The organism is Secundilactobacillus similis DSM 23365 = JCM 2765 (assembly GCF_001311075.1).
Classification (GTDB): Bacteria; Bacillota; Bacilli; order Lactobacillales; family Lactobacillaceae; genus Secundilactobacillus; species Secundilactobacillus similis.
Genome location: NZ_BBAD01000086.1, coordinates 1 through 13588 on the forward strand (window position 1 = coordinate 1; position 13588 = coordinate 13588).

The following is a 13588-nucleotide window of genomic DNA, read 5'->3' on the forward strand; positions in this document are numbered from 1 at the left end:
AAAAACCGGTAGCTTCGCTGGGCCTAACTTACACACCACCTTCTAACCGTCTCGCTCCGCACACTGTTTCTTAATTGTTTTTTGTCTAGACATCTTTTATAATGAAAAAGAATTGGTTTTGATACTTTAAACAACTTTGAAAGGTGGCGTTGATGTGGCGGAAGGCCAAATTCGACAATCATTAAGCGGATTTTACGACGTAATGACAGATAAGGGGCAGTTAGTTCGAACCCGGGCACGAGGCAATTTTCGGAGCCGAAAGATCACCCCATTAGTGGGGGATCGGGTGGTTATCGATGCCCCCAATGATCACGAAGGGTATATTTTGGAAGTCAAGCCTCGGCACAATAGCCTGGTTCGACCACCGGTTGCTAACGTTGATCAGGCGATTGTTGCTACTGCGGTTCGGGAACCGGTTTTTTCGACCAATTTATTGGATCGTCAGTTATTGGCACTTGAAATTGCCGACATTGAACCGGTGATCTACCTCACCAAAACGGACTTGTTGACGGCGGCTGAACAAACTGAGTTTGATCAGTTGGCGGCGGATTACCGCAAAATTGGGTATGAGGTCGTGTATACGCCAGTGCCGTTTTCAGATGAGGCGATTGCGACGGTCAAGCAATTGTTGGCTAATAAGGTGAGCGTCATTATGGGGCAAACTGGGGCGGGCAAATCGACCCTGCTGAACCACGTTGCACCCGACCTTGAACTTGCGACGGGTGAGATCTCACAGGCGCTGAATCGTGGGAAGCATACGACTCGGCGGGTACAGTTGTTATCCGTTGCCGATGGCTTGATTGCTGACACCCCTGGTTTTTCATCGTATGATGCATTTGACTTGACCGAAAAGGAACTCGGCCAGTATTTCCGAGAGTTTCGGCGGGCTGCCGTTGATTGTCGTTTTCGGGGTTGCGTTCACGTGAATGAACCCGGCTGTGCCGTTAAAGCACAGGTCGAGGACGGCACTATTCTTCAGAGTCGGTATGATAACTATTTGTTGTTATACCAAGCGTTAAAGAATCAAAAACCAAACTATAAGAAATGAGGGACTTTTTCATGAAAATTGCACCATCGATTTTGAGTGCTGATTACGTTAATCTTCAAAAGGATATCGAAGTAGTTGATAAGGCTGGGGCCGAATACCTGCATATTGATGTGATGGACGGATCATTTGTACCCGCACTGTCATACGGTCCTGGTTGGGTCAAAGCAATTCGCCCAATTACCAACATGGTGTTAGATGTTCACTTAATGGTGCAAAATCCCGAACGGTACGTTGAATTGTTTGCTGAAAGTGGCGCTGATATTATCGGGGTGCACGTTGAAGCAACGCCACATATTCACCGGGCCTTACAACAAATCAAGAACGCCGGTGCCAAGGCTGAAGTGGTTATCAACCCTGGGACCCCGGTTGAAATGATCAAGCCAGTTCTTTACATGGTTGACCAAGTCCTTGTGATGACCGTTAACCCAGGCTTTGGTGGCCAAAAGTTCTTGCCAGAAACGTTGAAGAAGATTCAACAATTAGATCAATTAAAGCAAACTGAAGGCTACGACTTTGATATCGAAGTTGATGGTGGCGTTAAGGATAACACTATCAAGGCTTGCAAGGATGCTGGGGCAACCGTTGCTGTTGCCGGCTCATACATTTTTGATGCTGCTGATCCTGCTGGTCAAGTAGCCACTTTGAAGGAAGCGACGAAGTAACATGACACACTTAAACTTGCTGGTCGGTGGTCCAACCAGCGAATGGCCAGATCAATTAGCCGCTGGCAAGGTAAGTGGCGATTGGATCGGTGTGGATCGCGGCACGTTACGATTGCTCAAAATGGGGATTACGCCGTTGGTTGCCATCGGTGATTTTGATTCATTATCAGCTGACGAGCTCTCGTTAGTGAAGCGATCCGTAACGGATATTCGTCAGGCGATTCCCGAAAAAGATGAGACGGATACCGAGTTAGCTATTACGGTGGCGCTCAAGGAGTATCAGTCTGATCGATTAGATATCTATGGTGCGACTGGTGGCCGGCTTGATCACTTTTTAGCGAATTTATGGTTAGTGCTAAAACCACGCTATCGTGAGTTTGCGCCCAAGATTCGCTTCATCGATCGCGGCAACACGATCACCTTTTACCTCCCTGGTGAATATGAGCTCCAAAAAGAAGCCGATAAAAAGTATCTGGCTTTCGTTCCCTTGGAAAAGGTCGATCATTTGAAACTACTGGATGAAAAATACCGGTTAGCAGACGAAAACGTGCCGTATCCGATTTCGTATGCTAGTAATGAATTTGTTGGCGAAACGGGGCACTTCTCATTTACGTCAGGGCTGTTGGCGGTGATCCAAAGCCGAGATACCCACTAACTTGAATGCAACAAAAATGCAACCAGCGCAAGTGCGTTGGTTGCCATTTTTGGTTGAAAGAACTGAATTGTTTGACGCATCACGTCTGAGAGGGTGAGTGACCTCACGACCGTGACCACGTCGTTGAAACAAAAAAAGCTTGGCGCAGCGCCAAACTTTTTTAATTAAACGCGGGTTACTTTACCTGACTTTAAAGTCCGAGCAGAAAGCCAAACCTTCTTAGGCTTGCCATTCACTAAGATCGTAACTTTTTGCAAGTTTGGCTTCCATGAACGCCGTGATGAGTTCAAGGCGTGGGAGCGCTTGTTACCGAAACGAGTACGCTTGCCGTTAATGAAATCTTTTGCCATGGTAACTACCTCCTTTAAGACTTATCTATAAAACGTTGTTTTTAGCTCACTAAAACAATTTATCATAGACAAATTCGGATTGCAATAGTTTTCTGGCAAGTAAAATTACTTTACAGTAAAATTTGCCGTTTTTCGAAAAAGTGTCAAATATATGATTTTGTATAAAAATAATTGGTCGATTGGATGAAAGTTAAATTAAGCTTCAATGAAGCGAAGTGATGCCTAAAAAAACGACGTGAATTAAAGCGAACGCTTGGCTTTTCACCGGCGTTCAGGCAGTGTATAATAAAACTATGTGACGATAGCGAGTCTGTTGCTGATAGCTGTCAGTTAATCGGAAAATTTGTTTTTTAGCAGGCTTGTGTTAATATAAATTATCGTTAAGACTAGGATGCAAGGAGGCTGTTCTTGATGGCCGTAAAAATTAAAACGCAACATGGCTTGATTGATATTGATAATGATGTCATCGCAACGGTTGTTGGTGGGGCTGCTACCGACAGTTATGGTGTTGTGGGTATGGCAAGCAAAAATCAGATTCGCGATAATGTGAACGATATTTTGAAGCGCGAAAACTACGCAAAGGGTGTTGTCGTGCGCCAAGAAGATAACGGAGTCGCCGTTGACGTGAACATCATCGTCAGCTATGGGACCAAGATTTCTGAAGTTTCACGAACAGTCCAATCAAAAGTAAAGTATAATCTAGAAACAATGCTCGGCATTACCGCTAACGCTGTGAACGTGACGGTACAGGGCGTACAAGTGCTCAGCGAGTAAGAATCGGAGGAATAAGTTGTTGCAAACTAAGAAAGTTACGGATCGTGAATTCAGAAAGATGATTGAAGCGGCTTCGGCCTTTTTGGATCAAAACGCTGAATTTATCAATTCACTGAATGTGTTCCCCGTGCCGGATGGCGATACTGGGACAAACATGAGTCTATCTCTGGATAGCGGGTTAAAGTACGTGAATGAAACGGCATCAACTTCAGTTGGTGACATTTCGCAAGCGTTAGCTAAAGGATTACTAATGGGGGCCCGGGGTAACTCTGGCGTTATCCTGTCTCAAATCTTCCGTGGTTTTTCTAAGGACGTTGCGGATAAGACCGAACTAAGTGCCGTTGATCTGGCCGACGCATTTGCCGCAGGGGCGCAAACGGCCTACAAAGCAGTGATGAAGCCAACTGAAGGTACGGTGTTGACGGTGGTTCGAGAAGCCGCAAAAGCCGCCCGGAAAACCGCTGCTCGCAGTGATGATATTGTGGCAGTAATGGATGCAACTTACGAGGCCGCTGAAGCTGCTTTGAAGACGACGCCAGATTTACTACCAGTTTTGAAGCAGGTTGGGGTTGTTGACTCCGGTGGCCAAGGGCTGACGTTTGTGCTTCAGGCATTTGACGATGTCTTAAACGGTCGCGAGATTACGGTTTCGGCAACACACCAACCAAACTCATCTGAAATGGATGAAATGATCGACGCTGAACATCACCGGAGCGTACAAGGTAAGCTTGATCCAGATTCAATCGTGTACGGTTACTGTACCGAAATTATGGTTCGTCTGGGTAAGGGTAAGCAAGTTGAACATGAGTTTGACTACGATACCTTCTACCAACGCTTGGCCGAACTTGGGGATTCACTACTCGTTGTTAATGATGACGAAATCGTGAAGGTTCACGTGCATACGGAACATCCCGGAACGGTTATCGCTTGGGGCCAATCATTTGGGGACCTTGCGAAGGTGAAGGTCGATAACATGCGCCTTCAACAAGAAACCATTATCGAACAAGATGAAGCCAACGAACAGGCTGCCGAACCAGCCGCTCCAGCTGAAGCCCCTGAGACCGCAATCATTACGATTGCTGCTGGTGATGGGATTAAGTCCTTATTTGAAAGCCTTGGCGCAACGACGGTTATTAGTGGTGGTCAAACTATGAACCCAAGTACCCAAGATATCGTGGATGCCATTCAGGCCAGTCACGCCAAACAAGCAATTGTGATCCCAAACAACAGCAACATCTTCTTAGCGGCAGAACAAGCCGTTGACGTGGTCGATATTCCAACGGTGATTGTGCATAGTCGCTCGATCTCGCAAGGAATGACCGCGATGCTGGGTTATGAACCAGATCACAGTTTAACGGATAATCAAGCGGACATGGAAGCCAACTTATCAACGGTTAAGAGTGGTGAAGTGACTCACGCGGTTCGTGACACTCACGTGGATGGTTTTGAAATCAAAGAAGGCAACTACATGGGCATCATTGAGGGTAAGATTCAAGTGGTTACGGAGAACCTTGAAGAAACCACCGTTCAAATGGTGAACAAGATGCTGGATGATGACAGTGAAATTGTGACTGTGATCTATGGCAGTGATACAACTGCGGCGGTTGCCGATAAAGTGCAGGCTGCCATTGGTGAGCTGGACGATGAACTTGAAATTGAAGTTCATGAAGGCGACCAACCAGTTTATCCATTTATCGTGTCTGTGGAATAAATTAAACCCTGAAATAAACGCCCGGATTACCAGTAATGGTATCTAGCGCATAAGTGGAAAGTCCGGATGACGTTGATCGACTCATCCGGATTTTCCACTTATGTGGCTACACCGGATTAATTTAAACGGTAAAGATGTGAGGAGGTGCGTTGTGATGCCGTTAACAGATTCAGTGAGTACGTTACCGGGCGTTGGCCCGAAACGAGTTGAAGCACTGGCGTCACTTGGCATTACGGACATTGAGTCCCTGTTAACCTACTTCCCGTTTCGCTACGAAGATCTGCGGGCCAAGGCGTTGACTGAGATTGCAGATCAAGAACAAGTCACCCTGAAGGGAATCGTGGCGGCACCGCCAACACTTAGCCGATTTGGTCGCAAGAAGAGCAGGTTAAACTTTCGATTACTGATCGATCAAGATGTGGTCCCCGTGACCTTCTTTAATCAACCTTGGTTGAAAAATCAAATTGAGGTTGAAGCGCCCATCATGGTGTACGGTCGCTTCGATGCGGCTAAGAAACAGTTGAATGGGATGAAAATTTTATCGAGCGGTCGTGATGACCCAATGGCTTCGGTTTATCCGGCCAACGCTGGTATTCGTCAAAAGACGATTCAACAGTTGGTGGTTGCTGCTTGGGAACAGTACCATGACGACATTGTGAACGTTGTACCAGCATCGATTCAGCAACATTATCGACTGTTAGACCGCGCAAAAATGGTTCATGACATGCATTTTCCTAAAACAACACCGGATGCACAGGCGGCTCGTCGTAGCGCGAAGTTCGAAGAGTTCTTCTTGTTCCAAATGCAACTGCAGTTACTGAAACGACATGACCAAACTCAGGTTGGGCAAGCGTTGCCGTACGACAATGCGGCGTTGCAAGCACTGATTGCCAGTTTACCCTACGAGTTAACGAACGCTCAAAAACGGGTCGTTAATGAAATCTGTGCGGATTTAAAGCGACCAATCCACATGAACCGCCTCCTTCAAGGAGACGTTGGGAGTGGGAAAACGGTTGTGTCAGCTATTGTGATGTACGCCGCGATCACTGCTGGCTATCAGGCAGCCTTGATGGCACCAACTGAAATTTTAGCTGAACAGCACGCCAATAACCTCCAACAGTTGTTCGCAGATCTGCCGGTCAACATTGTGTTATTGACTGGGTCAACGAAGCCGGCCGCCCGTAAAGAGATTTTACCGCGGCTGGCTTCGGGTGAAGTGAACCTGATCGTTGGGACGCACGCGCTGTTTCAAGAAGGCGTTGACTATCACCGGTTAGGGTTAGTCGTGGTCGATGAGCAACACCGCTTTGGGGTCGCACAACGACAGGCGTTACGTCAAAAGGGCGCTAATCCCGATGTACTGGCGATGACCGCAACGCCAATTCCTAGAACTTTGGCAATCACTAGTTATGGTGAGATGGACATTTCGATCATTGATGAACTGCCAGCTGGACGAAAACCGATTACGACTCGGTGGATCAAAAATGCGCAGATCGATGCCGCAATTCAATTTGTGATGCGGGAATTAGCTGCCGGGCATCAAGCCTACGTAGTGACGCCGCTGATTGAAGAGTCTGAAGCGGTGGATATGAAAAATGCGCAGGCCATTTATGAGCGCTTCTCGCAGTATTTTGCCCCGCAGTACCAAGTTGGGTTACTCCATGGCCGGATGAAGAATGACGAAAAAGACGCCATTATGAGTGACTTTAAAGCTAAAAAGTTTCAGGTTATGGTGGCAACCACGGTGATCGAAGTCGGGGTGGACGTTAAGGATGCCACGGTGATGCTGATTTATGACGCTGATCACTTTGGGTTGGCGCAGTTGCACCAGTTACGTGGTCGGGTTGGCCGTTCAGATCAGCAGTCCTACTGTATCTTGGTTGCGGATCCGAAAAACAAAACCGGTGTCGCGCGGATGAAAGTCATGACCGAAACCAACGATGGCTTCGTGATTTCGCAAAAGGACCTTGAGTTACGGGGGTCTGGTGACGTGTTAGGTAAGAAGCAATCCGGCATGCCTGATTTTAAAGTGGGCGATCCGGTGGCGGATATCACCATGCTGAGCGTGGCGCAACAAGAAGCCAAGCGCATCACGGATGCCGCTGACTGGTCGATTCAACCAGAAAACTTAGGGTTAGCCAATTATATGGAACACCAAGAAGCAAGCACGTATATGTATGATTAATTGAAATGTAGCACCTCAGAAGGGATGAACATATTGAAAATTGCAGTTGACGCAATGGGCGGCGATTACGCCCCAAAGGAAATTGTTGCCGGAGTTGAAGAGGCTCGCGACCGGTACCCAGAAATTGAGTTTGACCTTTACGGCCAAATTGATAAGGTCAAACCATTCTTAACAACGTCAGATCGAATCAACCTCGTCCAAGCGGATGAAGTGATTGCGATGGAAGACGAACCCGTTAAAGCGATTCGCCGTAAAAAGCAGTCTAGCATTGTGTTAGCTGCCCAAGCGGTTCGGGACGGCGAAGCGGATGCCTTCTTCTCTGCTGGGAACACTGGCGCAATCCTTGCCGCCGGGTTATTGATCATTGGCCGGATCAAGGGCATTGACCGGCCCGGCTTAACGACCACGTTGCCAGTGTTGAACAACCCTGATCAAGACCAGTTCTTGATGTTAGACGTGGGTGCTAACGCTGATACAAAACCATTTAACTTGTATCAATACGCCATTTTAGGCAAATACTACGCGCAAACGGTGATGGGCGTTGAGAATCCCCGCATTGGATTACTGAATAACGGGACCGAAGCGGATAAGGGCGACTTAGTTCACAAGGCCACTCATGAAGCTTTAGCCAATGCCAAAGACCTTAACTTCATCGGCAACGTTGAATCACGTGAACTGTTAAACGGTGCCGCTGATGTCGTTGTCAGCGATGGTTTCTCTGGTAATGCCGTTTTGAAAAACACGGAAGGCACCGCGTTATCCATGTTGAAGCTGATCAAGCAATCGATCATGGATGGTGGACTTGGTGGCAAACTGGGTGCTGCGTTGTTGAAGCCAACCTTTAAGGCCATTCAAGCAAAGATGGATTATTCGCAGTACGGTGGCGCCGTTTTACTCGGTGTTAAGGCGCCAGTGATCAAGACTCACGGCTCAACGAAGGCCGAAACGGTTGCCAACACGATCGGCCAAATCAAGTCAATGCTTGAAAATCACATTGTCGATGACGTGGTCACCTACTTTGGCGAGCACAGTGATGAGATGATTGCTGCTAAGGAAGCACTGAAGTAATCACGTGTCCGTACCAGCAATGGTTTGCGGACGGCGGTTTTTGTGATAAACTAACTAACGATTAACAACGTCAAGAATGAGTGAGGGATAATAATGGCACAGTCAAAAGAAGAAGTCTTTAACCAAATTGCAGATATTATTGCGGACCGGTTCCAAGTTGATCGGGAAACGATCACGTTACAGTTAAACTTTAAAACGGATCTAGATGCCGATTCAATTGATTTCGTTGAATTCATCTTGGAACTTGAAGACACGTTTGGTGCCGAGATTTCTGATGAAGCGGCTGAAAATCTAAATACGGTGGGCGAAGCGGTGGACTACATCGTGGCTCATAATAACTAAACTAGGATTCACTAGGATGGTAAAACAAGGAACGGTGTGCGCCTTGGCGGCATTGTTCTGGCAGTTAGACAAGTGGGGTTGCGGTAAAACGGTTTGTTTTGTCACAACCCTTTTGTACGTCAATCATAAACATCATTAAAGGAGTGTATCGGTTTGATTAAGGGATTAGACCAATTATTAAAAGATAATTTTAATATTACGATTCATGATAAAAGTTTATTGGATGAGGCGTTTACGCAGGCGTCGTACGTTAACGAACATCCAAATGAAGGCTTGAAGTTTTACGAACGGATCGAATTTTTAGGCGATGCCGTGATGCAATTAGTTGTGTCTGAGTATATTTACCGGCGTTATCCGAAACTGCCTCAGGGCCGGTTGACTCGGTTACGGGCAGCCATGGTGAACGAAGATAGTTTCGCTAGTTTTGCCCGAGAATGTCACTTTGACCAGTACATTCGGTTAGGAAAGGGTGAAGAGAAGGCCCACGCCCGTGAACGAGATTCACTACTCTGTGATATTTTTGAGTCATTCATTGGGGCTTTATACCTTGATCAAGGGGTGGAACCGGTTGTGGCATTTGCCAACCAGGTGATTTTTCCAAAACTTGATGAGGGTCGGTTTGATGAGTTTTTCGATCACAAAACGGAATTGCAAGAATTGGCACAACAAAATGGGCCAGTGACGATTGCGTACGAGCTGTTGTCTGAAAACGGTCCAGATAACGACCGGGCATTTAAGGTTGCCGTTAAGATTGACGGTAAAACGCTAGGTGTCGGTGAAGGACACTCAAAGAAACATGCGGAGCAGGTCGCAGCTAAGCAAGCACTCAACAAGCTGCAACAGCAAGCGCGTTAATTTATAATGATTGGGGAATTGAGCGATGAAGTTAAAATCGCTAGAAATTAGTGGTTTCAAATCCTTTGCGGACGATACTAAAATTGAATTTGAAGACGGCGTGACCGGTATCGTTGGCCCCAATGGGAGCGGTAAAAGTAACGTGAGCGAAGCGATTCGCTGGGTGTTAGGCGAACAGTCGGCGAAAAATTTGCGTGGACAACGAATGCCTGACGTCATCTTTGCGGGCTCTGCTGACCGTAAACCCCTGAATCGCGCAATGGTCACGATGGTGCTTGATAATTCGGATCACTATCTGAAGTCAACGTACACGGAGCTGAGTGTCACGCGAAAACTGTTTCGGAATGGCGATAGTGTCTATCAGTTAAACGGTCAGGATTGCCGATTAAAGGATATTTTGGCCCTGTTTATGGATTCGGGCATTGGTGACGGTTCGTTTTCGATGATTTCACAGGGCCGGGTCGAAGCCATCTTCAATAGTAAGCCGGAAGATCGCCGGTTCATCGTGGAAGAGCTGATTGGGGTTTCAAAATACCGCCAGGGCAAGGAAAAAGCCCAACGAGAACTTGAACAAACGGCGGGCTACCTTGACCGGGTCAACGACTTAATGACCGAACTTGGGGGCCAAATCGAGCCACTTGCGCAGCAAAGTAGTTTGGCAAAGGAATATCTGGAACAAAAGAAAACCTATGACCAGTTAGAACAGTCCCGGTTAGTGCTCACAATCGAAGCGACTCAGACGAAGTTGCGAGCCGAACAGGCGCAACAGACTGAACAAGAGGCGCGGGTCAAAGCAACGACCGAACACGTTGATCAAACGACAACCGCGTTAACTGCAGCTAAAAAAGCGGTCGCGCAACTTCAAAAAACGAAGGATACGTTGACGCAACAGTTGATGACGGTGAATGAAAAACGGGAGCGAACTGCCGGCGAACGGGCGTTAAGTAGTGAACGGCAACGGAGTCACACGCAATCGTTGACGGAACTCAAAACGCGCATCAAGGAAACGTCGACGGCTCTCAAAACGGCACAAGCCAAGTTAGCAACGCTGACTGAACAGCTCACAACGCAACAAGCCGCTTTAAAAACGGCTCGTGAGGCGGCTGCTAAGTTGAAAACGCAATTAGATGCGTTGGATGCCGATCGATTAGCCGCCAAACAAGAGCAGTTACAGGCCGAGTATATCGAACAACTGCAGGCGCGCACAACATTGCATAATCAACGACAGTATTTGGAAAAAAATCAACAGCGGGCTAACTCTGAGAATCATCAAGCCCGCGAGAGGTTAACCGCGCTTAAAACGCAGTTGGCTGATCAGCAAAAGCAACTAACGGATGCACAGCAAGCACTTCAACGAGCGGAGACGGAACTCACTGCCAAACAAGCAGTCTGTGATGAAGATAACGCGATTCGCCAAAAGCGAGCCACGCAGTTAGATCAACAAAATCAGCAGTGGTTAGCTGCTTTGGAAGTGAGTGAATCCGCAAAAGCTCGGCTAAAGAGCATGCAGGAATTTGCAAACAACTACGGTGGCTTTTATCAAGGCACCAAGGCGGTTATGCAGGCCAAAGCGAAGTTACCCGGTATTATTGGCCCGGTGGCAACGTTGTTACAGGTGCCCGCCGATTATACCAAGGCCATTGAAGTCGCCATTGGTGCACAACAACAGCACGTGGTGGTAGCTGATGAAGCGGCCGGTAAAACGGCCATCAAGTATTTGACCAGCCAGCGCTTAGGGCGAAGCACCTTCTTACCGCTGACGACGATTCGGACGTCACAGGTGACCTCGAGTATTTTAGCTACTTGTCAGCAAGCACCTGGATTTTTAGGTGTTGGAGCTGACCTCGTAACGGTTGCTGAACCTAAATTCAATGTAGTTAAGGCACATTTACTGGGTAACGTGTTAATTGTTGATGACTTAACGCACGCCACTCAGTTGGCCCAATTGATTCACCACCGTTATCGGATCATTACACTTGCGGGTGAAGTGGTATCGACGAGTGGGACCATGACTGGTGGTCGCGATAAACGTGACCGAGCCGGTGTTTTGAGCCAACAACAAGACTTGAAACGGCTGGCAGCTACCGTTCAGCAAATGACGGCACAGTTGGCGGAAAAACAAACGGCCTTACAACAGTTGAAGCAGGCGCAAACGGATGCGCAAGCTGATGAGCAAGCGCATCAATCTGCTCGCCAACAAGCGTTAACCGTGCAACAACGAGCAGCAGGTCAGGTCAAATTACTGCAGGAGCGGGTTGCAACGGTCAATGAACAAATCCAAGTGCAACAAGCACAATGGGGGCTGCAAGACGACGATGTTGATGATTTTGAAACGGCGTTACGTCAAAACGAGCAACAAACCACACTGACCAACCAAAAGATCACCACTCTCGAAACCCAGATGGCGGCGGCCAAGGATCAACAGCAAAATCAGTCTCAGACAACGCAAGCTGTGAGTGACCAGTATCAAGATCAACGCGCGATCATTGAGCGCCATTCCGTGGAAGTCAAGCAGTCGCGCAAGGATCAACAAGCAACCAAGGAAACCATCGCAACGTTAACGGCTCAGTTAGCGGCATTTGATGATAAAGTGGTTGCGTTGACGCAACGCCAGACGGATGTTGGTCAAGAAGCTAGCACCCATCAGGCGACGTTGGCAGAATTGACGAAGCAGCAAAAGCAACTCGAAAGCCAGTTAGCAACTAACGACACTACTTTGACCGCAGCACAGGATAAGCAAGCAGAGCTTGAACGAACCAATCAAGCCGCGCGGCAAACCCTTGCTAGCGAAGAACGCAACGTGCAACAGTTAACCTTCAACTGTTCGGAGTTATCCCGTCAATTAGACGACCTGCAATCAACCTTGACTGAGGAATATCATGTTAGTGTCGCGATCGCTAAACGGCAAATTCTGGCGCTACCACTTGAAACGATTCAGCAAAAGTTGAAATTGGTCAAGCGGGGGTTAGCCGATATTGGAACGGTAAACGTTGCTTCGATTGAGGAGTATGATCGCGTCAAGGAACGCTACGATTTCTTGAGTCAGCAACAGGCCGACTTGAGTGCGTCAAAGGAAAACCTGTTAACGACCATGAATGAGATGGATCAACAGGTCAGTGAACGCTTTAAGGTGACCTTTGATGAACTAAATGAACAGTTCCAAACGACCTTCAAGCGGATGTTTGGTGGTGGGAAGGCGCAACTCGTTTTAACGACGCCAGATCAATTATTGACGACTGGGATTGAAATTATGGCCGAGCCACCTGGCAAACGACTCCAAAGTATGCGACTGTTATCTGGTGGTGAACGCGCATTAACGGCGATTACGTTGTTATTCGCGGTGTTACAGGTTCAACCGGCTCCATTCTGTGTACTGGATGAAGCCGAAGCGGCCTTAGATCCAGCCAACACGGCCCGGTTTGCCAGTTATTTAAGCCAGTTCGAAGATGATACTCAGTTTATTGTCATCACCCACCGAAAAGAAACGATGGTCCAAACGGATCGCTTGTATGGGATCACAATGCAGGAATCCGGTGTATCGAAACTGGTTTCCGTTGATTTGAACCAAACCGTTAGTCAAAACTAATCATAACAACAGGAAGTGAAGCTCATGGGATTATTTGATTTTTTTAAGCGACGCTCGAAAGAAGATAAGAAAGCGAGCCCGAAACCAGCTGAAGAACAGGTTGAAACGCCAGTAGCACCAGAGCCGACACCTGAACCGAAAGTGGCTAATCAGGCAGATGTCACGTCAGAAGTAGACTCAGCGTCAAAGGTGGCGGCTGAGCCGGAAACTGAATCGGAAGCTGAGCCGGAAACTGAATCGGAAGCTGAGCCGGAAACTGAATCGGAAGCTGAGCCGGAAACTGAATCGGAAGCTGAGCCGGAAACCAGAACCAGAACCAGAACCAGAACCAGAACCAGAACCAGAACCAGAA

11 protein-coding genes and 1 pseudogene are annotated in these 13588 nt (G+C 47.7%); 11 read left to right on the forward strand and 1 reads right to left on the reverse strand.

Annotated features, from left to right (window positions below; genetic code table 11):
* Positions 1-154 precede the first annotated feature (154 nt).
* Genes rsgA through JCM2765_RS13975 form a run of 3 tightly spaced genes read left to right on the forward strand, consistent with a single transcriptional unit; the run spans position 155 to position 2365 of the window.
* Positions 155-1048 carry a ribosome small subunit-dependent GTPase A gene (gene rsgA / locus JCM2765_RS13965; protein ID WP_054737256.1) on the forward strand — a complete coding sequence of 298 codons (894 nt, stop codon included), beginning with the start codon at positions 155-157 and terminating at the stop codon, positions 1046-1048.
* A gap of 11 nt (positions 1049-1059) precedes the next feature.
* On the forward strand, positions 1060-1710 hold the full coding sequence (gene rpe / locus JCM2765_RS13970) for a ribulose-phosphate 3-epimerase (protein WP_054737257.1): 651 nt from the start codon (positions 1060-1062) through the stop codon (positions 1708-1710).
* Position 1711: 1 nt separating this feature from the next.
* Entirely contained in the window at positions 1712-2365 is a 654-nt protein-coding gene (locus tag JCM2765_RS13975; protein WP_054737258.1) for a thiamine diphosphokinase, read from the forward strand.
* A 164-nt stretch (positions 2366-2529) separates the two neighbouring features.
* On the opposite strand, the gene rpmB is transcribed toward JCM2765_RS13975, so the two are convergent.
* Complete coding sequence (gene rpmB / locus JCM2765_RS13980) at positions 2530-2715, reverse strand: 50S ribosomal protein L28 (RefSeq protein WP_054737259.1); 186 nt, start codon at positions 2713-2715, stop codon at positions 2530-2532.
* Positions 2716-3126: 411 nt separating this feature from the next.
* Here rpmB and JCM2765_RS13985 point away from each other — a divergent pair, with 411 nt between their 5' ends.
* The 8 genes and pseudogenes from JCM2765_RS13985 to JCM2765_RS17480 all read left to right on the forward strand — a co-directional run.
* Positions 3127-3489, forward strand: coding sequence for an Asp23/Gls24 family envelope stress response protein (locus JCM2765_RS13985; RefSeq protein ID WP_054737260.1), 363 nt, complete (start codon positions 3127-3129; stop codon positions 3487-3489).
* Between the two features lie 19 nt (positions 3490-3508).
* Positions 3509-5200 (forward strand): DAK2 domain-containing protein, encoded by a 1692-nt coding sequence (locus JCM2765_RS13990; protein ID WP_054737261.1) that lies wholly within the window; start codon positions 3509-3511, stop codon positions 5198-5200.
* 154 nt (positions 5201-5354) lie between these two features.
* Entirely contained in the window at positions 5355-7385 is a 2031-nt protein-coding gene (gene recG / locus JCM2765_RS13995) for an ATP-dependent DNA helicase RecG (RefSeq protein WP_054737262.1), read from the forward strand.
* Between the two features lie 33 nt (positions 7386-7418).
* Positions 7419-8453, forward strand: coding sequence for a phosphate acyltransferase PlsX (gene plsX / locus JCM2765_RS14000; protein WP_054737263.1), 1035 nt, complete (start codon positions 7419-7421; stop codon positions 8451-8453).
* A 93-nt stretch (positions 8454-8546) separates the two neighbouring features.
* Positions 8547-8795: an acyl carrier protein gene (acpP, locus tag JCM2765_RS14005; protein WP_054737264.1), complete on the forward strand. Its 249-nt coding sequence runs from the start codon at positions 8547-8549 to the stop codon at positions 8793-8795.
* Between the two features lie 153 nt (positions 8796-8948).
* Positions 8949-9650, forward strand: coding sequence for a ribonuclease III (gene rnc / locus JCM2765_RS14010; RefSeq protein ID WP_054737265.1), 702 nt, complete (start codon positions 8949-8951; stop codon positions 9648-9650).
* Positions 9651-9675: 25 nt separating this feature from the next.
* Positions 9676-13236, forward strand: a complete 3561-nt coding sequence (smc, locus tag JCM2765_RS14015; RefSeq protein WP_054737266.1) for a chromosome segregation protein SMC — start codon at positions 9676-9678, stop codon at positions 13234-13236.
* Between the two features lie 24 nt (positions 13237-13260).
* Positions 13261-13588: pseudogene (locus JCM2765_RS17480) on the forward strand (hypothetical protein); the annotation flags it as partial.

Excerpts from the sequence above, each read along its gene's own strand:
- recG (WP_054737262.1), top strand. The coding sequence starts at position 5,355 with ATGCCGTTAACAGATTCAGTGAGTACGTTACCGGGCGTTGGCCCGAAA.
- smc (WP_054737266.1), top strand. The coding sequence starts at position 9,676 with ATGAAGTTAAAATCGCTAGAAATTAGTGGTTTCAAATCCTTTGCGGAC.
- JCM2765_RS13985 (WP_054737260.1), top strand. The coding sequence starts at position 3,127 with ATGGCCGTAAAAATTAAAACGCAACATGGCTTGATTGATATTGATAAT.
- acpP (WP_054737264.1), top strand. The coding sequence starts at position 8,547 with ATGGCACAGTCAAAAGAAGAAGTCTTTAACCAAATTGCAGATATTATT.
- rpmB (WP_054737259.1), bottom strand. The coding sequence starts at position 2,715 with ATGGCAAAAGATTTCATTAACGGCAAGCGTACTCGTTTCGGTAACAAG.
- rpe (WP_054737257.1), top strand. The coding sequence starts at position 1,060 with ATGAAAATTGCACCATCGATTTTGAGTGCTGATTACGTTAATCTTCAA.
- JCM2765_RS13975 (WP_054737258.1), top strand. The coding sequence starts at position 1,712 with ATGACACACTTAAACTTGCTGGTCGGTGGTCCAACCAGCGAATGGCCA.